Origin of the sequence: Pseudomonas arsenicoxydans, from assembly GCF_900103875.1 — a bacterium.
Classification (GTDB): domain Bacteria; phylum Pseudomonadota; class Gammaproteobacteria; order Pseudomonadales; family Pseudomonadaceae; genus Aquipseudomonas; species Aquipseudomonas arsenicoxydans.
In genome coordinates this window covers 4,912,890-4,933,916 of the sequence record NZ_LT629705.1, presented here as the reverse complement: position 1 = coordinate 4,933,916, position 21,027 = coordinate 4,912,890, and the positions used below count along the sequence as shown (strand labels likewise).

Below are 21,027 nucleotides of genomic sequence, written 5' to 3'. Positions count from 1 at the left end.
GGATTCAGGGATTGTCAATCAGAAGTTATACGATGACTTGCGCGGAGTTAGCCAAAATCCTGTGGGAGTGAGTTTGTGTTCAGCTTGCAATCATCGGGGGCATGGTGCCCAGCAGGGATACGGCGGCCACTGCGCCAATGCCCAGCAACCATTCGATGATCACGCTCAATCTCAGCGTTGCCAGGCGCTGTTCGCAATCCTTGACCTGCAGTCGATTGAACAACGCCAGCCCCAGCATGATGGCCACCAGCAGCACCTTGATCAGCAGGATGAGCGCGAACCCCGCCAGCAAGGGTGTCGGCCAAAACTGCCCGGTAAGGACCCGCACATTGATCAGCCCGGTGATCAGCAATCCCGCCACCAACCCGTAACCGACACCGCTGAAGCGGCGCAATATCGGATTGATCGCAAGGCCCGTCGGTTGCCGCAGGATCATCACCAACAGCATCAACCCGCCGAGCCAGATGCCGACACAGGTCAAGTGAACGAGTTGGTTGAGGATCAGCAACTGACCCTGGAGGCCATCGAGCATGGCGCCATGGCCGACCGGGGCCAAGGTGGCCAACAGCAGACTTGCAAGGCCCAGACGCAGCGGCGCGCAAGAGCGCCAGGGCGTCAGTAGCAGCGCCACCAGCAAGGCATTGAGCAGCAGATGCCAGCGCCACACCTGGCCGAAAAACGTGCTGCCCAGTACCAGCCGCAGGGTCGACGGATCGAATGCCGCGTCCCACGCTCCAGCCATGCTGGCGGTGATCAGCAGCAGCCAGCCGACGCCACTGAGCAAAGCCACTGTCGCGAGCAGGCGGGTCACTCGCAACAGTGGCTGATCGAATGCGTTGCCAGGCCCTAAAAGCAGCGGTTTGAACACCCCGGCCCCGAACAGCATCAGCACCACGGTGAAATGCAAAAAGCGGCACAGCACCATCGCGCTCGTCATGAATTACTGGCCGACCTTGAAGCTGTAGGCGCCTTCGCTTTTGTGGGTGTCGACCGATACCGCGTGCCATTCGACTTTGTAGGCGCCTGGCGCCAGAGGGGCCGCTGGGGTGACGATCAGGGTTTTCTTGTCACTGCCTTCGGTGGCCAGGCTTTTGACCGGCACATCGGCACCGTCCTTGCTGATCGTGACCTTGGTGAACGTCGCTTCGACTCCTTCGGAAAACACCAGTCGCAGCTCCGATGGCGCGCTCACGGTGCTGTTCGCCGCCGGGGTCTGGTCTTTCAGATGGGCATGGGCCCATACCGACGAAGCGGCCAGCAGCGAGCCGAGCAGGGCGGTGGTGGCCAGGGCTTTCTTGAACAGCATCGTGAATACCTCTGAGGCAGGGTCGAAGAGGCGGCCAGTTTACCCGCGAGTTGCCATGTATACGAAGTTTCGTTTTCGCTTGTCGCCGCAGGGTAGAGCGGATGCTAGTCTTGGACAACGCTGTTGTCAGGGAGCCCTCATGGGCAATCACAAGATCGAAATTCGTCGCAGTAATGTCGAGAAAATTCTGTTGGGAGCCGAAAAGGTTTTCGCCGAAAAAGGCTTCGGTGGCACCGCCATGGCCGATATTGCCGCCGAAGTGCAACTGCCTCGTTCCAACCTGCATTACTACTTCAGCACCAAGAGTGAGTTGTACAGCGCCGTGTTGCTGGGCTTGCTGGAAGTGTGGAAGCAGGACGCACTGTGCTTCGAGATGTTCGACGACCCGCGCGTGGTGCTCAGCAGCTACATCCGCGCCAAGATGAATCACTCCCGCAGCCGGCCTTATGGCTCCAAAGTCTGGGCCAACGAAATCATCCATGGCGCGCCGACCCTGGGCGAGAAGCTGGACGTGAGCCTGTATGACTGGGCCAAGATGAAGGAAGCGAAGATCCGCCAGTGGGTCGAAGACAAACGCATCCTGGCGGTGGAACCTTCAAGCCTGCTGTACATGATCTGGGCCTCGACCCAGCATTACGCCGACTTTGATCATCAGGTGAATATTCTCAATGATCATCAGCCGCTGTCGGACATGCAGTTCGAACGGGCGGTGCAGACGGTGACGAGTGTGATATTGCGCGGGATCGGGTTGGAGCCTTGAAGCACAAGATCGCAGCCAGCTCCTACAGGGAATTGCATAACCCTGTAAGAGCTGTCGAGTGAAACGAGGCTGCGATCTCTTGATCCTAAAAATCAAACGGCAACGTGGTAGGGATTCCTCGGATCATGATTCCAGTCCAGGAACGGCTTGCCATTCTCGATAGGCACCATCTCGATGCAATCCTCCACCGGGCAGGTGATCTGGCACAGGTTGCAGCCCACGCACTCGTCATCGATCACTTCGTACTTATGCGTACCGTCCGCCTGTTTCAGGCTGGCAATCGCCTGGTGTGAGGTGTCTTCACAAGCAATGTGGCAGCGACCACAACCAATGCATGCCTGCTGATCAATCTTGGCGATCACCTGATAGTTGATGTCCAGGTACTTCCAGTCCGTGGTGTTGCCCACCGCCCGCCCGGAAAAATCCGCGATGCTGGCGTAGCCCTGACTGTCCATCCAGCGTGACAAACCGTCCTTCATCTCTTCGACAATGCGAAAACCATGGAGCATCGCCGCGGTGCACACTTGCACCGAGCCACTGCCCAGAGCGATGAACTCCGCCGCATCACGCCAGCTGCCAATCCCGCCAATGCCGGAGATTGGCAGGCCTTGGGTCTGTGGGTCGCGGGCTATTTCGGCGACCATGTTCAACGCAATCGGCTTCACCGCCGAGCCGCAATAACCGCCGTGGGTGCTTTGGCTGCCCACGGTTGGATTGGCGACCATGCGCTCCAGATTGACGCTGGTGATCGAGTTGATGGTGTTGATCAACGACACCGCATCGGCACCGCCTCGATGGGCTGCTCTGGCCGCAACGCGGATGTCGGTGATGTTCGGCGTGAGCTTGACGATCACCGGCAGCGAGCAATAGGTCTTGCACCAGCGGGTGACCTGCTCGACGTATTCGGGCACCTGACCGACCGCCGCCCCCATGCCGCGTTCCGGCATGCCGTGCGGGCAACCGAAGTTCAGCTCGATGCCGTCGGCGCCAGTGGCTTCCACCAGCGGCAGGATGAATTTCCACGACTCTTCGACGCAGGGCACCATCAGCGAAACGATCAGCGCGCGGTCCGGCCAGTCCTTTTTTACCTGGGTGATTTCCCGCAGGTTGATTTCCAGCGAACGGTCGGTGATCAGCTCGATGTTGTTGAAGCCCACCACTTCACGGTTGGCGCCGAAGTGCGCTGAGTAGCGTGACGATACGTTGACCGCCGCCGGGTCTTCACCCAGGGTTTTCCAGACCACGCCGCCCCAGCCCGCCTCGAAAGCGCGAACCACGTTATAGGCCTTGTCGGTCGGCGGCGCGGAGGCCAGCCAGAATGGGTTAGGGGCTTTGATGCCGGCGAAGACAATCGAGAGATCGGCCATTTACGCAGCCTCCACGTTGAGCATCAGTTGAGCGTTGATGGCCTCGGCGGCCCGTTTGCCGTGCTGCACTGCTTGCACGGTGAGGTCTTGATCGAGGCTGGTGCAGTCACCACCGGCATACACGCCGGGAATGCTGGTGCGAAGGTTTTCATCCACCTGAATCCGCTCACCCTGACGTTTGAGTTCGCGGGCCAGCGGGTCGACGAGGGCGCTGGCGTCGAAGGCCTGGCCGATGGCTTTGAAGATCGCGTCAGCGGCCAGTTCGAAGGTTTCGCCGGTGGTTTGTAGGCGGCCTTCGATGGAATGCGTACGGGCGAAGCGCATGCCGCGCACGTTGCCTTGGGCATCGAGCAGCACTTCTTCAGGCTGGGCCCAGGTCAGCAAACGCACCTGATTGGCCTTGGCGATGTCCTGTTCGTGGCCGGTGGCGCCCATCTCTTCAACGCCACGGCGGTACACCAGATTGACGTCACGCGCGCCGAGGCGAGCCATTTGCACGGCCATGTCGACGGCGGTGTTGCCCGCACCGAGCACGATGCAGCGATCGGCCAACGGCAGTTGCGTCAGGTCATCGGACTGGCGCAGTTCGCGGATGTAATCGGTGGCGGCGAGCAGCCCGGGTGCATCCTCGTGGGGCATGCCCAATTGTTTGCTGGCGGCCAGACCGAGGCCAAGGAACACGGCGTCGTATTGCTGATGCAGCTCGCTCAAGGTCAGGTTCTCGCCGAGTTTTTGGCCGTGACGGATTTCGATCCCGCCAATCTGCATCAGGAACTCAAGCTCCTTCTGTGCGTAATCGTCCACCAGCTTGTATTTGGCGATCCCGTACTCGTTGAGCCCGCCAGCCTTTTCCCGTGCTTCGAAAATCACCACGTCATGGCCGTGCATTGCACTGCGATGGGCGCAGGACAAACCCGCCGGGCCCGCGCCGACCACTGCGATGCGTTTGCCGGTCGCGGCGGCGCGCTGGAACGGGTGTTCGGTGAAGTGTGCATTATCCACGGCGTACCGCTGCAACAGGCCGATTAACACCGGAGCGCATTCTTGCTCGTTGTTACGCACGCAGGCTTGCTGGCAAAGAATTTCAGTCGGGCACACCCGGGCGCAACTGCCGCCGAGGATGTTCGCCGAGAGGATTTTGTGCGCGGCACCTTGAACGTTTTCCTGATGAATGTTGCGAATGAACGACGGAATATCGATCTCGCTCGGGCAGGCGTTCACGCACGGCGCGTCGTAGCAATACAGGCAGCGCGAGGCTTCGAGGTGTGCCTGGCGAGCGTTCAAGGGTGGCGCCAGATCGGTGAAGTGGCCGGCGAGAGCGGCCGCATCCTCATGGGGATGCGGGAGGTGATTCAGGGTCTTGATCACGGTGTTGGCCTCACGGTTATTGAGGTACTGCCTCTGATGGGCATTGGTTTTTGTGTCGTCCGGGCCGGCCCTATCGCGGGCAAGCCCGCTCCCACAGGGGAATGCATTTCAAATGTGGGAGTGAGCCTGCTCGCGATGGTCGAAGGCCTCGATTTCAGCGTTTCACAGCCGTCGGCTTATTCAACTCAGCCCGCTTACTCAGCAAGTCAAACACCGCCGGATACGCCGGCCGTTCGACATACCGCCCGGCCCCGCGCTCGGCGCGCAGATCACCGTCGGCCCACACCACTCGGCCCTGGCTCACGGTATGGCTCGGCACGCCGCGCACGGTCTTGCCTTCAAAGATGTTGAAGTCGACCTGTTGGTGGTGCGTCTTGGCCGAGATGGTTCGCGTACCCTCCGGGTCCCACAGCACCAGATCCGCATCGGCGCCGACGCGAATCGCGCCTTTGCGCGGGTAGAGGTTGAAGATCTTCGCGGTGTTGGTGGAAGTCAGCGCAACGAAATGTTGCATCGACAAGCGTCCGGTGTTCACCCCTTCATCCCACAGCACGGCCATGCGGTCTTCGATACCGGCGGTGCCATTGGGGATTTTGCTGAAGTCATCACGACCGGCGGCTTTTTGCTCGGCGCAGAAACAGCAATGGTCGGTGGCGGTGGTGTGCAGGTTGCCTGATTGCAACCCATGCCAAAGCGCTTCCTGGTGGCCGCGAGGACGGAAGGGCGGGCTCATTACGTAACCGGCGGCGGTCTGCCAGTCCGGGTGTTGATAGACGCTGTCGTCCAGCAGCAGATGCCCGGCCAGGACTTCTCCATAGACTTGTTGGCCCTTGCTGCGGGCGTAGGTGATTTCGTCGAGGGCTTCCTTGGTCGAGACATGCACCAGGTACAACGGCGTGCCCAAGGTTTCGGCGATGCGGATAGCCCGGCTCGCGGCTTCGCCTTCCACCTGCGACGGTCGCGACAGTGGATGCGCTTCAGGCCCGGTGATGCCTTGGGCCATCAACTTGCGTTGCAGGTGATACACCAGCTCGCCGTTTTCCGCATGCACGGTGGGTACGGCGCCCAGTTCCAGGCAGCGCTCGAAGCTCGCCACCAGGGTGTCATCGGCCGCCATGATCGCGTTCTTGTAGGCCATGAAATGCTTGAAGCTGTTGACGCCGTGCTGGCTGACCAGCTCGGCCATTTCCTCGCGGACCTGTTCGCTCCACCAGGTGATCGCGACGTGGAAACCATAATCCGACGCCGACTTCTCGGCCCAGCCGCGCCACTGGTGGAAGGCTTCCATCAAGGATTGCTGCGGGTTGGGAATCACGAAGTCGATGATTGAGGTGGTACCGCCGGCCAGTCCCGCCGCCGTGCCGCTGAAGAAGTCTTCGCTGGCCACCGTGCCCATGAAGGGCAATTGCATGTGCGTGTGCGGATCGATGCCGCCGGGCATCAGGTATTGGCCGCTGCCGTCGAGCACTTCGGCACCCGCCGGAACATCAAGATTCTCGCCGATGGCTTTGATCACGCCGTCAGCGCAATAGACGTCGGCGCGATAACTTTCATCATGGGTAATAACGGTGGCGCCACGGATCAACAGAGACATTCCGAGTTCCTCGCAGGCAATGACCGACTGATGCCGGTTCTAAATGTTTTATATGAAGCCAACGCAAACAGGTGTATTCCTGTCAGCACTGTCAGGAATAGAAGCTAGTCTGAGTTTGTGGAATCAGCAAGAATATTTTTTATAAGCTTATATCTGTTTTAAGTTGATGATAAATAACGATAAAAAATACAAATCACCAAAATGGTGAGGTGGCTCACCATTTTGACGCACTTGACAGGTTCCAAAAATAGACGAGATTTCTTATGTGAAATCAGCCGCTTGAGTATGGTCTATGGTTGATGCGCAACAATTGAAAAAAAGTAAGACGCACCACTTTGAGTCCTGACTGTTCGGACAACTTGCGTGTCATTCGGCCTGAGTGAACACGCCAGCCACCGAGGACTCACTGGGTATATAAATAAAACTGATCAACATCAGTTAGTTGCAAAGTTTTTATGGAACTGCCCGATGCGCAAAAGGGGTGCCCGGCACGCTTATTGATGCCCACAGCCCCCGATGAGCAAAAAATAATTCAAAGAACAGTGGAGCGGCCATGCAACAGATCAGATCGCAAGTGACCGAGCGCGACGGCTTGTTCGAGCTCGAAGCCGGCAGCGATGTCCTCGACAGTCCCCGTTACAACCACGACATGGCACCGACCAAGGTGCGCGAACGAACCTGGAACAAATGGCACATCACCGCGCTGTGGGTCGGCATGGCGATCTGCGTGCCGACTTACACCCTCGGTGGCGTGCTCACCGCGTATTTCGGCCTGAGCGTCGGCGAAGCCGTGGTGGCGATTCTGTTTGCCAACATCATCGTGTTGATTCCCCTGACCTTGAACGCCTTTCCCGGCACCAAGTACGGCATCCCGTTTCCGGTGTTGCTGCGTTCGTCTTTCGGCATTCTGGGGTCCAACATTCCGTGCCTGATCCGCGCGCTGGTGGCGTGTGGCTGGTTCGGCATCCAGACGATGTTCGGCGGCCTGGCGATCCACCTGTTCCTCGGCTCGGTGTTCGAGGGCTGGAAATCCCTGGGCGGCACCGGTGAAGTCATCGGCTTCATGATCTTCTGGGCGCTGAACCTTTGGGTGGTGATTCGTGGCGCCGAGTCGATCAAGTGGCTTGAAACCCTGTCGGCCCCCTTATTGGTGCTGGTCGGTGTGGGGCTGCTGGTCTGGGCCATGCCAAACGTGTCGATGACCGAATTGCTGGCCATCCCGCCTAAACGTCCGGAAGGCGCCAGCGTGGTCAGCTACTTCGCCGCCGGGCTGACTGCGATGGTTGGATTCTGGGCCACCTTGTCCCTGAACATTCCGGACTTCAGCCGTTACGCGAAAAGCCAGAAGGACCAGATTGTCGGCCAGATCATCGGTCTGCCGCTGACCATGTTCCTGTTCGCCTCGCTGGGCGTGGTGATGACCGCCGCCTCGGTGAAACTGGTGGGCGTGACCGTTTCCGACCCGGTGACGCTGATCGGCCATATCCAGAGCCCGGTCTGGGTCGCGCTGGCCATGGCATTGATCATCATCGCCACGCTGTCGACCAACACCGCCGCCAATATCGTGTCTCCGACCAACGACTTCCAGAACATCGCGCCCAAGGTGATCAACCGCACAAAAGCGGTATTGCTGACAGGCTTGGTGGGGCTGTTGCTGATGGCCCATGAGCTGCTGAAAAAGCTTGGGTTGATCGTTTCTGACCTGAGCCTGGAAACGGTGTATTCGAACTGGCTGCTGGGATATTCAAGCCTGCTGGGGCCCATTGCCGGGATCATGGTGGTGGACTATTTCCTGATCAAGAAACAGCAACTGGACCTGGCCGGGTTGTATCGCGATGACGTGTACCCGGCCTGGAACTGGTTCGGGTTTGCCGCGTTTGGTGTGCCGGTGGCGTTGACGCTGCTGTCGCTGGGCAGCGATGCATTCAGCTGGTTTTACAGCTACGGCTGGTTCACCGGTTCGGCGCTGGGCGGGCTGATTTATTACGGCCTGTGCTCGATGCGCCCCAGCCCATCTGTAGCGAAATCTGCGGTGTAGCGGATGGCCTCTTCGCGGGCTTGCCCGCGAAGACGGCCTCGAATTCACCGATGAAATACCTGAACAAATCCATAAGAACTGCCTGAGGAGATCACCATGAACGCAGCGGTAGACGTTCTGCAATCCACCCATCAGCACATCAATCGCGACCGCTTATGGCAGTCGCTCATGGAACTCGCCAAGCTCGGCGCGACGGTCAAGGGCGGCGTCTGTCGCCTGGCCCTGACCGACCTCGACCGCCAGGCCCGGGATATCTTCGTGCGCTGGTGCGAGGAGGCGGGCTGCACCGTCAGCATCGACGCCGTCGGCAACATCTTCGCCCGCCGCCCGGGCCGTAATCCGAACCTGCCACCGGTGATGACCGGCAGCCACATCGACACTCAGCCCACCGGCGGCAAGTTCGACGGCTGTTTCGGCGTCCTGGCCGGCGTCGAAGTGCTGCGCACCCTCAACGACCTCGGCGTGGAAACCGAAGCGCCGCTGGAAGTGGTGGTCTGGACCAACGAAGAAGGCTCGCGTTTCGCTCCATGCATGATGGGCTCCGGCGTGTTCGCCGAAAAATTCACCCTGGAAGAAACCCTGGCCAAGGTCGATGCCGATGGCGTCACCGTTGGCGAAGCCTTGAACGCCATCGGCTACGCCGGCCCACGCCAGGTCAGCGGCCATGCGGTCGGCGCCTATTTCGAAGCCCACATCGAACAGGGGCCGATCCTTGAAGACGAACGCAAGACCATCGGCGTGGTGATGGGAGCACTGGGCCAGAAATGGTTCGACCTGAAACTGCGCGGCGTCGAAGCGCATGCCGGCCCGACCCCGATGCACCTGCGCAAAGACGCTCTGGTCGGCGCCTCGGTCATCGTCGGCGCAGTCAACCGTGCCGCCCTCAGCCATCAACCTCACGCCTGCGGCACCGTCGGTTGCCTGCAAGCCTATCCGGGCTCACGCAACGTCATTCCCGGCGAAGTGCGCATGACTCTCGATTTCCGTCATCTGGAACCGGCACGCCTGGACTCGATGATTGCCGAAGTCCGCGAAGTCATCGAAACCACCTGCGAAGAACATGGCCTGACCTACGAACTGACCCCGACCGCCGATTTTCCGCCGCTGTACTTCGACAAGGGCTGCGTGGAAGCCGTACGCAATGCGGCGCAAGGCTTGGGGTTGTCGAACATGGACATTGTCAGCGGAGCAGGGCACGACGCGATTTTCCTCGCCGAGCTCGGCCCGGCCGGGATGATCTTCGTACCGTGCGAAGGTGGCATCAGCCACAACGAAATCGAAAACGCCGCGCCGGATGATCTGGCGGCGGGGTGTGCGGTGTTGTTGCGGGCGATGCTGGCAGCGTCGGCGGCGATTGCCAGCGGACAAATGGCGGCCTGAGCGCCGAAACGATCGTAGCTTTCGCCCAGGCCTGCGCCGCGAAAGCTACGGTGTCTCCAGGGTTGAGCTTGCTGTGACTTAACGGCGCGCCTGCAATGCCTTGAAGATCAACATACCCGCCAGCATGGCGATCACGAACACCCATGCCTGCCAGTGCCCGGTCGGCAACAACACCAGCGCAGGCCCGGGGCAGATGCCGGCAATGCCCCAACCAACCCCGAACAACACACTGCCTCCGATCAACCGTCGATCCAGTTCACGACTGACCGGCAATTGCATCGGCGCCCCCAGCAACGACGTGGGGTGTTTCATCGCCCAATGAAACGGTGCCCAGGCCACTGCAATGGCCGCGACCATGACCAGCGCCAGGGACGGATCCCACACCCCGGCGATATCGAGAAACCCCAGGACCTTGGCCGGGTTGGCCATGCCTGCCAGCAACAGGCCGATGCCGAACAACAGCCCAGCGACAAAAGCCGTCAGTTTTTTCATGCTCAAAACCCCAACAAATGACGCAGCACAAACACCGTCACAAACCCTGCGAACATGAAACACAACGTCGCGACGATAGACCGCGGTGACAGCCGCGAAAGACCACACACGCCATGGCCGCTGGTGCATCCCGAGCCATAGCGGGTGCCGATCCCGACGCACAATCCAGCGACGACCAGCCCCACGGCACCGGTCTTGAACTCGATGGCCGGCCATGCCTGAAACAACGCCCACACCAATGGCGCGGCCAGCAGCCCGAGGATGAACAAGGCTTTTTCACCACGACCCGAATCGGTCGGCGACAGCAGGCTGCCCAGCAAACCGCTGATCCCGGCCACCCGTCCATTGGCCACCACCAGCAGGCTGGCCGCCAAACCGATCAGCGCGCCGCCAGCCAACGCGGACCACGGGGTGAAGTGAATCGTATCCAGCATCACGGCAACGCTCCTTACAGGTCATAAACAGCATTAGAACAGTTTGTTGTTTGAGCTTAGGGCCGCATCTGTGGATGTGTCACGCACCATGACGGCGGGCAGGACATGTTCGCTGCACTATCCCACCCCCCTGCGGTCGTAATCTTCACAGATTGGCGCTAATGCGCCGCCGCAAAACGCGTGGAGATCCAATGAGCCAGGACGTCCTGACCACCGAAACCAATCGCCGTCAGTTGCAGCAAATCATCGCCGGGTTGTCCGACGGGGTGATTCTGCTGGAGCTCGACCAGACCATCCTTTGGGCCAATGACGCCGCGCTCGCCATGCACGGCGTCAGTCGGATCAGCGATTTGGGGGAGAATGCCAAGGCGTATGCCAAGCGTTTCGCCTTGCGTTATCGCAACAATCACCCGGTGCCGCCGGAAAACTACCCGATCAGCCGCGTCGCCAAGGGCGAGACCTTCAGTGATGTACTGGTAGAAGTGACGCCGGTCGACGACGAAGAGCGCACCTGGGTGCACAACGTGCGCAGCATGGTGTTGGCCGATAGCGCCGGGGAACCGGAGTCGCTGGTGCTGATCATGGATGACGTCACCGAGTGGGCCAGCGCCGAGCAGCGGTTCGAAAAGACCTTCAACGCCAACCCCGCGCCGGCGGTGATCTGTCGTCTCAGTGACTTGCGTTACATCAAGGTCAATTCAGGCTTTTTGGAAATGACCGGCTATACCCGTGATCAGGTGATCGGCGTATCGACGTATGAACTGGACATCCTGGACGGTGCCGAAAAGAAAGACCTGGCAATTCAACGGCTGCGCGAGCACGCCACGATTCCTCAGATGCAAGCCGAACTGAAACTCGCGCAGGGTGGTAGCAAACAGGTGATCGTCGCCGGGCAACCGCTGGAGCTGCACGAAGAAGACTGCATGTTGTTTTCCTTCGTCGACATGGACCCACGGCACAAGGCCGAAATTGCTTTGCGCCAGAGCGAGGAGCGTTTTGCCAAAGCGTTTCGCTTGATGCCGGTTCCGACCCTGGTCTGCAACGCAGAGGACCAGGTGGTGATCGATGTCAACGAAGCCTTCCTGGATACCCTCGCGTATAGCAGCGACGACGTCCTCGGTAAAACCGTCGCGGAGATCGATTTCATCGATGACAAGGTCGCCCGCGCCCGGCTGTTTGCAGTGCTGGAGAAGACCGGAAGCCTGGACCGGGTCGATGTCAGGATCCGCAAGAAAAACACGCAATTGATCGACTGCGCGGTGTCGGCCGACACGGTGAATATTCAGGATAACTCCTGCTACCTGTTGGTTTTGATGGACATCACCGAACGTAAACGCACTGAACTTGAGTTGGTGGCGGCGATTGAAGAGGTGATGAAAGACGCGTCCTGGTTCAGCCGGACACTCATCGAAAAACTGGCCAATGTGAAGAGCGTCAACTCGCCGCAGTTGCCCAGCGTGTCCTTCACTGACCTGACCGCCCGGGAGCGCGATGTACTCGAGCTGATCTGCGAAGGCCTGGCCGACAAGGAAATCGCCGCGCGCCTGAAGCTGGCGCCCAACACCGTGCGTAATCATGTGTCGACGGTGTATTCCAAGCTCGACGTGCACAGTCGCAGCGAGGCGATTGTGTGGGCGCGGGAACGGGGGTTGTTCGCCAGCGATTGGCGGTCCAAGCCATCTCGATAAGGTGCAAATGCACTAGGTCTGCCGGTGCAAATGAATGTTTTTGCGAGTGACGAGTGTTTTTAATCTGTGAGGGTGCGACACAGGTTTTTTTTGACCGGTGCCGCATCCTCTATGAGATAGATTAAGGAACAGTCGCATGCTTCCCCATTTCCCCCCCATTGCAGTCGACGGGATAGCCAGCCAATCCAAGGGTGAGTCGTGATGATTCATATAGCGCAATTGCGCGCGCAACTGGAGCAGCAGTTTTCTCCCCGGGCCTGTGAGTGCAGTGTTTCGGGCGATAACTCGGTGACGGTCAAGCTTTATCATCCCGTTTCGGGGCAGGTTGACCTCGTGGTCAGCGGACTGAAGGTCACGAATCTCGGAACACCCCAGGCGATTCAGGCGTTGGTTGAAGAATTACGCTATGAACTTGAAAGTAACAGCTTGCATCGCTCGGAAAAGGGCTAGTGGAGGCTGTCGTTTTTCCGCGTTGAATAGGGCTAAAGTGGCTTATTTGCTGGCATTGACGGGTGACTGGGCTATAAGAAATGCGAGGGTATAATTTTCTGTGACCAGTCCGCGTAGTCGCGGTGTTGTCGTCGGGTCGCGGAAAGTGTCGATTACTGACCGCGAGTCCATCTATGAACAATCTTGGGAAACGTGTTTTTTCGCCTCTGTCGCTCGCCTTCTGCGTGGCGATTCTTGGCGGTTGCGCCAGTCCACCACCGCCACCGCCAGCTGCTCCGCCGCCGATTCCACAACGCACCTGCGAAACCACGGATAAAACCGATGTACAAGGCGATGCACGGGTTGATGCGCAAGTCACCCGCACCACCACGCTGACCCGTTGCGTCACCCAGTAAGACCCGGCGAAAGCCTCTTCAAGCCATGGGCGACGGATCGCCCGTGGCGTGCCTCGCGGGCGGTAAATCGCTTACGCGTCTCAGACTTCTTCTATACCGACCCACCGTGACTCGTTCGCGGCCAAGCGAATCGCTGTCGCCAGGCGTTCGACTTCCCAGGCTTGCTCAAAGTCAGTGCCTCCTTGGGAAAGGCCGGCGAGGGCCAACACCAGGTCATGCACTTCCAGGGTCTTCAATTCGTTGTAACCCAATTGGTGACCCGCCGCCGGGCTGAATGCCGCATAACCTGGCAGATCCGGTCCCGCAAGCAAACGCTGGAAACCGTCCTGGCCGGTGCGATACAGGCGCAATTCGTTCAAGCGCTCCTGATCGAACGCCAGCGTGCCTTCGGTACCGCTGATCTCGAAACTCAGGTGATTCTTGTAACCTTGCTTGAGCCAACTGCTGCTGAACGTCCCTTGGGCGCCATTGGCGAATCGCAGCAGCGCATGGACGTGATCGTCGACCGCAATGGGCCGTTGTTCCTGACTGCCGGCCGTAGCAGGACGCTGGCGGTGCACGGTTTGAGTGCTCGCACAAACCGCCTCGACGTCACCCATCAGATACCGCGCCATCGCCAGCAAATGACTGCCCAGGTCCGCCAGTGCGCCGCCTGCATGACCGGCATCGCATCGCCACGACCAGGGTGAAGCTGGATCAGCCATGAAATCCTCGCTGAACTCCCCCTCAAAACTGATGATCTGCCCAAGCTTGCCGCTGTCGATCAACGACCGGGCCAGCGTGATCATCGGGTTGTGCTGATAGTTGTAACCGACCCGCGTCACCACACCTACCGCTTTGGCCGCCTGGCGCATGGCGGCGGCTTGCTCCAGGTTCACCGCCAAAGGCTTTTCGCAATACACCGGCTTGCCGGCGGCGAGGGCGGCCATGGCCATGGGGTAGTGCAGATGATTGGGCGTGGTGATAGCGACGAGATTGACCTTCGGGTCATCGATCAACTGTTGCCAGTCGGAGTGCGCCGTTTCAAAGCCCCAGGCTTGCGCACAGTTCCGGGCGCGCTGCGGATCGGCATCGGCGAGGGCGGCAAGCTTGAGCTTCAGGGGAAGTTCGAAGACGGCGCTGACGTTACGAAACGCCAAGGCGTGGGCACGGCCCATGAAGCCTGTGCCGATGAGTCCGATACCGAGTTCGCGCATAGCTGGGGCCTTCTGGATTCTTATTTTCGAGAAGGCTATTTATGGAATATAAATTCTCTAAATGCAAATAATAGAACAAACATTCTTTTGTCATTCCGCCTTGTAGGAGCTGTCGAGTGAAACGAGGCTGCGATCTTTTGATCTTGATCTTCTGGCGGCTTGAGACCGCTGAAGATTAGAAGATCGCAGCCTCGTTTTACTCGACAGCTCCTACAGGGCGTGCTGTGCGTCCGCGGGAATGAGAAAAGGCAGCCTAGGCTGCCTTTTGTTCATCCGGGGAAATGGATCAGGACAAGAACCCGCCATCCACATTCAACGAAACCCCGGTGGTGTAGCTGGACGCATCGCTCGCCAGGTACAACACGGCGCCGGCCATCTCGCTCGGATCCGCCACGCGCTTGAGCGGGATCTGCTGCAGCGCGGTGTTCAAAATGGCCTCGTTCTTCACCAGCGCCGACGCAAACTTGGTGTCAGTCAGGCCTGGCAGCAGGGCGTTGCAGCGAATGCCGAATTGCGCGCATTCCTTGGCGAACACTTTGGTCATGTTGATCACTGCCGCTTTGGTCACCGAGTAGATGCCCTGGAAGATGCCCGGCGAGATGCCGTTGATCGACGCGACGTTGATGATGCTGCCGCCGCCATGTTCGCGCATCAGTTTGCCGGCTTCGACCGACATGAAGAAGTAACCGCGAATGTTCACGTCGACGGTTTTCTGGAAGGCGCTGAGGTCGGTGTCCAGTACGTTGCAGAACTGTGGGTTGGTTGCCGCGTTGTTGACGAGGATGTCCAGGCGCCCGAACTGTTCGCGGATGCCGGCAAAGACCTGGCTGATCTGCTCCATTTCACCAATGTGGCAAGCCACGGCGGTGGCTTTGCCGCCGGCGGCGATGATGGCGTCGGCCACGTGCTGGCAACCGTCGAGTTTGCGGCTCGAGACGATGACGTGGGCGCCTTGCTGGGCCAGGAGCTTGGCGATGGCTTCACCGATGCCACGGCTGGCGCCGGAGACGAAAGCGATCTTGCCGTCGAGGTCGAACAACTGAGTCTTGGACATGGGATTCTCTTATGAAAAGTCTTGTTATTGGGCCAGGCGCGTAATCAAAGGCTGGATTTCTGGATGACTTGCAGGCTCATTTGCTCCAGCAGTTTGTTCATGTGAATGAACTGCGCGAAGCGTTTGTCCTGGGTCTGACCATGGAAGAAGCGGTAGTAGATCTGTTGCACGATGCCGGCGAGGCGGAACAGGCCATAGGTGTAGTAGAAGTCGAAGTTGTCAATCTGGATGCCTGAGCGCTCGGCGTAGTAATCGACAAACTCGCGTCGGGTCAGCATGCCCGGGGCATGGCTGGGCTGGCGTCGCATCAGTTGCACCGGCGCCGGGTCGGCGGCTTCGATCCAGTAGGCGAGTGTGTTGCCCAGGTCCATCAGTGGGTCGCCAAGGGTGGTTAGTTCCCAATCGAGCACGCCGATGATCTGCATCGGGTTGTTCGGATCGAGGATCACGTTGTCGAAGCGATAGTCGTTGTGGACGATGCTGGAGGTCGGGTGATCGGCCGGCATTTTGTCGTTCAGCCACGCCTTGACCGCTTCCCATTTTGGCGCGTCCGGGGTCAGGGCCTTTTCGTAGCGATCACTCCAGCCCTTGATTTGCCGCGCCACGTAGCCTTCAGGCTTGCCGAGGTCGCCCAGGCCATAGGCGTTGTAATCGACGCGGTGCAGTTCAACGAACTTGTCGATGAAGCTCTTGCACAAGGCTTCGGTTTTCGCCGAGTCCAGGCCCAGTTCCGGGGGCAGTTCGGAGCGCAGGATGATCCCCTTGACCCGCTCCATCACATAGAATTCGGCGCCGATCACCGATTCGTCGGTGCAATGCACATAGGCTTTCGGGCAATACGGAAAACCATCGCGCAGCTGATTGAGGATGCGGAATTCGCGGCCCATGTCATGGGCGGATTTGGCTTTGTGGCCAAACGGTGGGCGGCGCAGGACGAACTCCTGTTCCGGGTATTCCAGCAAGTAGGTCAGGTTCGACGCGCCGCCGGGAAACTGGCTGATCCGGGGTAAACCGCTCAGGCCCGGAATGTGGGCCTTGAGGTACGGATCGATCAGGCTGGCATCGAGTTCTTCGCCGGAGCGGATACGGGTGGACTGGTCAGTAAGCGCCATGCTTATCCCTTCTGCTTATTCTGGAGGCCTGCGATTATTGGCTAATCTAATGCGCGCACCCGGCCCCCACAACCATCATCGGGCCTTATAGGTGAGCGTGTTGCCGGGCAATCATTGTATTTGATACACCTGTTTGAATGGCTTCAAGGCGCCACACTGCTCAATGCCGACGGCAAGGTAATGGGCGTCAGCACCGGATGACCGGAGAAGAACGCCACCAGGTTTTTTCCCACCAGTTCAACAGTCCCTTGAGTCGCCTCCGGGGACAATCCCGCGACGTGGGGCGTCAGGATCACATTAGCCAGTGTTTTCAATGCATCGGGCACTTGTGGCTCGGCATCGAACACATCCAGTGCGGCACCGGCAATGCGTCGTTGTTCCAGTGCGCTGATCAGGTCGGCGGTGGCGATCACAGAGGCCCGGGCAATGTTCACGACAAAGCCTTTCGGGCCCAAGGCATCGAGTACTTGCTTGTTGATCAGGTGTTTGGTGCCCAGCCCGCCGGGTGTGGCGACGATCAGAAAGTCCGAGGCGCGCGCCAGTTCGGTTGGCGTCGAGCAGAAGGCATAGGGAACGTCACTGCGATGCTGGCGATTGTGGTAACTGACGGTCATGTCGAAGCCGGCGCTGGCACGCTTGGCGATGGCCATGCCGACGGCGCCCAGGCCGAGAATCCCCAAGCGCTTGCCGGCCAGGGACGGGCGCATGATCTTCGGCCACTCGCCGCGGCGCACGGCGGCGTCGCAACGGGGAATGTCGCGCACCAGCGAGAGCAACATCGCCATGGCATGGTCGGCGACCGAGGAGGCATTGACGCCGGCGCCATTGGTCACGGTGATGTCCCGGTCGGCTGCGGCTTGCAGGTCGACGTGTTCATAACCGGCGCCGATCACGCAGATGATCTTGAGGTTGGGCAGCGCGGCGATTTCATCGGCATACAAGCCCAAGGGCCCACGGGTCAGCACGGCATCGATCTGACCGCCATGCCGGGTGATAGCTTCTGCGCGTTCGGCAGGCGTCGGCGCCAGGATCAGGTGAAAACCCTGATGTTCGAGAATCGGCAAATAATCGTTGATGGTTTCAACCAGTACCAGAACGGTTGCAGGCATGCTGGGCTCCTGTAGGCATCGGAATGTCGGTTCTAGAATGTTGCTTCAGATTGCTGATTCCAGAGGAGTTTAGCAACGGCCGAGGATTGCACACGCGATTGATGGCACCGTTGATCCATGTGATGTCAGAAACGTCCGGGCGGCGTCGAAAATTTCATCGGACAACGCCTCTGCGCGGGCCAGGATCAGCGCGCCGACCATCGACGAATAGTCTGCTTCGCCGCAACAGTCGGGGCCGCGATTGGTTTTTTCGCGCTTGATTGCAGGACGTAAACGCCACCCAGGATCAGCAGCATTGCCAGCACGTCGAGGAGTTTGAGCGGTTCGCCGACCAGCAACGTGCCGATCAGCAAGGCAACCACCGGCGGAATGTACGTGACACCCGAAGCGGCGAGGGCGCCCAACCGTTGCACGATGTAGTAATAAAGGATGTAGGCCACGCCGGTTCCTGCCAGTCCAAGGCCCAGGATTACCCCTGCCAGTGCCACGGGATCAAGTGAAATATGCGCGATGCCGTGCATGTCGGTGACGAGCGTGATGAGCACCAGGGCGAAACCGATCTGATAGGTCGACAGCGCCAGCGGTGACAGCCCCAGTGGTGTGATGAATCGTCGGGCGTAGACGAACGAGCAGCCTACGCTCAGCGAGCCGGCGATCATATACAGCACGCCGCTGGCATCGACGCCGGCCGCCAGGCTGTTCCAGGGGCGTGCGATCAGTATTACGCCGATTAAGCCAAGGAAAATGCCGAACGCCGTGCGGGCGTTAAGGGGTTCGGCACGCAGGAAAAGCCACGCCGTGATGAACGAAAACAACGGGATCGCGCCGCTGAGCATCCCGGCCACGCTGGACAACAATAACGAGGTGCCTTTGGCAAAGGCGTAGTAGTAAATAGATGTCGCCAGCAAACTCATCACCAGGAAGTGATGGCTATAGCGCAGGTGCGACCAGCTCAAACTACGACGTGCGAGGGCAAATGCCAGAATTGGCAAGAACCCGAACAGCACCCGCAGGAACACGATTTGCGTGGGCGTAATCCATTCGGCTGCCCACTTCATGAAAATGAAGTTGGTGCCCCAGATCAGGCCGAGCAGAGCGAATGCGAAATGCGCGGCCTGTTTCATGGAAGTGCTCCCTGGGTCGGTAAAGGTCAAACATTCGACCGCTCAAATCGCGTATTGAGCGATTCCATTGCCAAACGACCAGTTTTCTTTCTTGACCTCCACCAGATTGATGAAGACATCTTCAAGGCGTATCGCCAGTTCCGTATTAAGGCTTTCGGCGATGGTTTTGTAGAGCAGTTTTTTCTGTTCGACGGTGCGGCCTTCGCTCAGGGTGATCTGAATCACCACCAGAGCATCGGTGCGCTTGATGCCTAAATAGCCGGGATCGAAGATGAAATGCTGTTCGTCGTGCTCGGCAAGAATCTGGAAATTATCGTTTTCCGGCACACCAATGGCGCTGTGCATGGCGGCGTAGATCAACTGCCCGACACGCTTGGCGAAAGTGGGGTCCTGATGTTGTTTGATATCGACGCGAACGAGTGGCATGGGGGCGCTCCGTGATGTGCGGCTGCCGGCTGGCAGTCAGGCTTGAAAGTACATGAGGCCGATCTTTTGTTGGATAGATTTTTTAAACATCTATTCAATGGCGTGCTTCACGAATCTGATCCGTACAACCACTCCTCAGCTAAGTCTTTGCTTCTGTTCATTAATCCCGGACAATCGCGCCCCTGTTTCGGCCAGGGCGCTGCCCGTCGGTTTTTTCCGACTCGTCCTGACCGGGTAGCAAATGACCGGAATGCGGAGATCCCACCGGATGAATGATCAGGCCAATAGCGTCGACGAACGCTATGTAGCGGCGACACCAGCGACCCTTACAAGCTGGAATCGCCATGACACCACCTGGATGCTGGGCCTGTTTGGCACGGCCATCGGCGCGGGCACCCTGTTTTTGCCGATCAACGCAGGTCTGGGCGGCTTCTGGCCGCTGCTGATTCTGGCGGTGTTGGCGTTTCCCATGACCTTTTACGCACACCGTGGCCTGACACGCTTCGTGTTGTCCGGCCGTGAAGGCGCCGACATCACCGAGGTGGTGGAAGAACACTTCGGTATCAAGGCTGGCGCGCTGATCACCTTGCTGTACTTCTTTGCGATCTTCCCGATCCTGCTGATTTACAGCGTGGCCCTGACCAATACCGTCGGCAGTTTCCTCGAGCATCAACTGCACATCATGCCGCCGCCACGCGCCGTGCTGTCGCTGGTGTTGATCCTCGGTCTGCTGGCAGTGGTGCGGTGTGGCGAGCAGGCGATCGTCAAGGCCATGAGCTTGATGGTGTACCCGTTCATCGTGGCGTTGCTGTTCCTGGCGGTGTTCCTGATTCCTCACTGGAACGGTGGCATCCTGGCCACCGCGTCGACCCTGCCCGAGCCGTCCGCGCTGCTGCACACATTGTGGCTGGCGATTCCGGTGATGGTGTTCTCGTTCAACCACTCGCCGATCATCTCGGCGTTCGCGGTGGACCAGAAGCGTCGCTACGGTGAGCACGCCGAGGAGCGCAGCTCGCAGATCCTGTCTCGCGCCCACGCCTTGATGGTGGTGATGGTGCTGTTTTTCGTCTTCAGTTGCGTACTGACCCTGTCCCCGGCGCAACTGGCCGAAGCCAAGGCACAGAACCTGTCGATCCTGTCTTACCTGGCCAACCACTTCAGCAACCCGACCATTGCTTTCGCGGCGCCGTTGATTGCGTTCGTGGCCATCTCCAAGTCATTCCTGGGTCACTACATCGGTGCCAGCGAAGGTCTTAAAGGCCTGATCGTGAAAAGCGGCAAGCGTCCGGCGCCGAAGACGCTCGACCGTCTGACCGCCGCCTTCATGCTGGTGGTGTGCTGGGTGGTGGCCACGCTGAACCCGAGCATCCTGGGCATGATCGAAACCCTCGGCGGCCCGGTCATCGCGGCGATTCTGTTCCTGATGCCGATGTACGCAATCCGCAAGGTGCCGGCGATGGCGCGTTATCGCGGCCAGGCGTCCAACGTCTTCGTGACAGCGGTTGGTCTGGTGGCGATTTCGGCGTTGATCTATTCGTTGAGCGCCTGACGCATGATCGTTCCCGCTTGAGCGTGGGAACTATCAACGCGAAAAAAACGCGGCTCCTTGCAAAAGGGGCCGCGTTTTTTATGGCCTATGCCATGACCCAAAGCACACGCCCAACCGGATTAACGGTTAACCTAAGAGCCATCATTGACGCGTCGTAGACGGCTTGTTGATCTTTCTCTGGAGAC

20 protein-coding genes are annotated in these 21,027 nt (G+C 59.2%); 7 read left to right on the top strand and 13 right to left on the bottom strand.

Features of this window, described 5'->3' with window-relative positions; all coding sequences use genetic code 11:
• Positions 1 to 79: 79 nt before the first annotated feature.
• Both copD and copC read right to left on the bottom strand, forming a co-directional pair.
• Entirely contained in the window at positions 80 to 937 is an 858-nt protein-coding gene (gene copD, locus BLQ41_RS22935; RefSeq protein WP_090184762.1) for a copper homeostasis membrane protein CopD, read from the bottom strand.
• 3 nt (positions 938 to 940) lie between these two features.
• A complete protein-coding gene (copC, locus tag BLQ41_RS22930) occupies positions 941 to 1,306 on the bottom strand; it encodes a copper homeostasis periplasmic binding protein CopC (RefSeq protein WP_090184759.1) in 366 nt (121 codons plus the stop codon).
• Between the two features lie 139 nt (positions 1,307 to 1,445).
• On the opposite strand from copC, the gene BLQ41_RS22925 reads away from it, so the two are divergent.
• On the top strand, positions 1,446 to 2,066 hold the full coding sequence (locus BLQ41_RS22925; RefSeq protein WP_090184756.1) for a TetR/AcrR family transcriptional regulator: 621 nt from the start codon (positions 1,446 to 1,448) through the stop codon (positions 2,064 to 2,066).
• 92 nt (positions 2,067 to 2,158) lie between these two features.
• Here BLQ41_RS22925 and preA read toward each other — a convergent pair whose 3' ends face one another.
• From preA to hydA, 3 genes are all read right to left on the bottom strand, one after another.
• The gene (preA, locus tag BLQ41_RS22920; RefSeq protein WP_090184752.1) at positions 2,159 to 3,433 is read right to left on the bottom strand and encodes an NAD-dependent dihydropyrimidine dehydrogenase subunit PreA; all 1,275 of its coding nucleotides are present in this window, start codon (positions 3,431 to 3,433) and stop codon (positions 2,159 to 2,161) included.
• Positions 3,434 to 4,801, bottom strand: coding sequence for an NAD(P)-dependent oxidoreductase (locus tag BLQ41_RS22915; RefSeq protein WP_090184749.1), 1,368 nt, complete (start codon positions 4,799 to 4,801; stop codon positions 3,434 to 3,436). It lies immediately after the preceding gene.
• Between the two features lie 154 nt (positions 4,802 to 4,955).
• Positions 4,956 to 6,395, bottom strand: a complete 1,440-nt coding sequence (gene hydA / locus BLQ41_RS22910; RefSeq protein ID WP_090184746.1) for a dihydropyrimidinase — start codon at positions 6,393 to 6,395, stop codon at positions 4,956 to 4,958.
• A gap of 553 nt (positions 6,396 to 6,948) precedes the next feature.
• On the opposite strand from hydA, the gene BLQ41_RS22905 reads away from it, so the two are divergent.
• Together BLQ41_RS22905 and BLQ41_RS22900 are read left to right on the top strand one after the other, a co-directional pair.
• Positions 6,949 to 8,433: an NCS1 family nucleobase:cation symporter-1 gene (locus BLQ41_RS22905; RefSeq protein ID WP_090184743.1), complete on the top strand. Its 1,485-nt coding sequence runs from the start codon at positions 6,949 to 6,951 to the stop codon at positions 8,431 to 8,433.
• Positions 8,434 to 8,529: 96 nt separating this feature from the next.
• Complete coding sequence (locus BLQ41_RS22900) at positions 8,530 to 9,813, top strand: Zn-dependent hydrolase (protein ID WP_090184740.1); 1,284 nt, start codon at positions 8,530 to 8,532, stop codon at positions 9,811 to 9,813.
• 78 nt (positions 9,814 to 9,891) lie between these two features.
• On the opposite strand, the gene BLQ41_RS22895 is transcribed toward BLQ41_RS22900, so the two are convergent.
• Both BLQ41_RS22895 and BLQ41_RS22890 read right to left on the bottom strand, forming a co-directional pair.
• Positions 9,892 to 10,305: a DUF6691 family protein gene (locus BLQ41_RS22895; protein ID WP_090184738.1), complete on the bottom strand. Its 414-nt coding sequence runs from the start codon at positions 10,303 to 10,305 to the stop codon at positions 9,892 to 9,894.
• Between the two features lie 2 nt (positions 10,306 to 10,307).
• Positions 10,308 to 10,739 carry a YeeE/YedE family protein gene (locus tag BLQ41_RS22890; protein WP_408003471.1) on the bottom strand — a complete coding sequence of 144 codons (432 nt, stop codon included), beginning with the start codon at positions 10,737 to 10,739 and terminating at the stop codon, positions 10,308 to 10,310.
• A gap of 191 nt (positions 10,740 to 10,930) precedes the next feature.
• Here BLQ41_RS22890 and BLQ41_RS22885 point away from each other — a divergent pair, with 191 nt between their 5' ends.
• The 3 genes from BLQ41_RS22885 to BLQ41_RS22875 all read left to right on the top strand — a co-directional run bounded on the left by BLQ41_RS22885 (position 10,931) and on the right by BLQ41_RS22875 (position 13,272).
• Complete coding sequence (locus tag BLQ41_RS22885) at positions 10,931 to 12,427, top strand: helix-turn-helix transcriptional regulator (protein WP_090184732.1); 1,497 nt, start codon at positions 10,931 to 10,933, stop codon at positions 12,425 to 12,427.
• Between the two features lie 201 nt (positions 12,428 to 12,628).
• Positions 12,629 to 12,877, top strand: coding sequence for a DUF1652 domain-containing protein (locus BLQ41_RS22880; protein WP_090184730.1), 249 nt, complete (start codon positions 12,629 to 12,631; stop codon positions 12,875 to 12,877).
• A gap of 173 nt (positions 12,878 to 13,050) precedes the next feature.
• A complete protein-coding gene (locus BLQ41_RS22875; RefSeq protein WP_090184728.1) occupies positions 13,051 to 13,272 on the top strand; it encodes a hypothetical protein in 222 nt (73 codons plus the stop codon).
• An 80-nt stretch (positions 13,273 to 13,352) separates the two neighbouring features.
• On the opposite strand, the gene BLQ41_RS22870 is transcribed toward BLQ41_RS22875, so the two are convergent.
• From BLQ41_RS22870 to BLQ41_RS22845, 6 genes are all read right to left on the bottom strand, one after another.
• Positions 13,353 to 14,468 (bottom strand): Gfo/Idh/MocA family protein, encoded by a 1,116-nt coding sequence (locus BLQ41_RS22870; RefSeq protein ID WP_090184724.1) that lies wholly within the window; start codon positions 14,466 to 14,468, stop codon positions 13,353 to 13,355.
• A gap of 286 nt (positions 14,469 to 14,754) precedes the next feature.
• Positions 14,755 to 15,522: an SDR family oxidoreductase gene (locus BLQ41_RS22865; RefSeq protein ID WP_090184721.1), complete on the bottom strand. Its 768-nt coding sequence runs from the start codon at positions 15,520 to 15,522 to the stop codon at positions 14,755 to 14,757.
• 44 nt (positions 15,523 to 15,566) lie between these two features.
• Positions 15,567 to 16,634 (bottom strand): phosphotransferase family protein, encoded by a 1,068-nt coding sequence (locus BLQ41_RS22860; protein WP_090184718.1) that lies wholly within the window; start codon positions 16,632 to 16,634, stop codon positions 15,567 to 15,569.
• A 143-nt stretch (positions 16,635 to 16,777) separates the two neighbouring features.
• The gene (locus BLQ41_RS22855) at positions 16,778 to 17,743 is read right to left on the bottom strand and encodes a 2-hydroxyacid dehydrogenase (RefSeq protein WP_090184715.1); all 966 of its coding nucleotides are present in this window, start codon (positions 17,741 to 17,743) and stop codon (positions 16,778 to 16,780) included.
• A gap of 185 nt (positions 17,744 to 17,928) precedes the next feature.
• Positions 17,929 to 18,867 carry a DMT family transporter gene (locus BLQ41_RS22850; RefSeq protein WP_090184712.1) on the bottom strand — a complete coding sequence of 313 codons (939 nt, stop codon included), beginning with the start codon at positions 18,865 to 18,867 and terminating at the stop codon, positions 17,929 to 17,931.
• A 42-nt stretch (positions 18,868 to 18,909) separates the two neighbouring features.
• On the bottom strand, positions 18,910 to 19,293 hold the full coding sequence (locus tag BLQ41_RS22845; protein ID WP_090184707.1) for a tautomerase family protein: 384 nt from the start codon (positions 19,291 to 19,293) through the stop codon (positions 18,910 to 18,912).
• A gap of 268 nt (positions 19,294 to 19,561) precedes the next feature.
• Here BLQ41_RS22845 and BLQ41_RS22840 point away from each other — a divergent pair, with 268 nt between their 5' ends.
• Positions 19,562 to 20,842, top strand: a complete 1,281-nt coding sequence (locus BLQ41_RS22840) for a serine/threonine transporter (RefSeq protein ID WP_090184705.1) — start codon at positions 19,562 to 19,564, stop codon at positions 20,840 to 20,842.
• Positions 20,843 to 21,027: the final 185 nt, after the last annotated feature.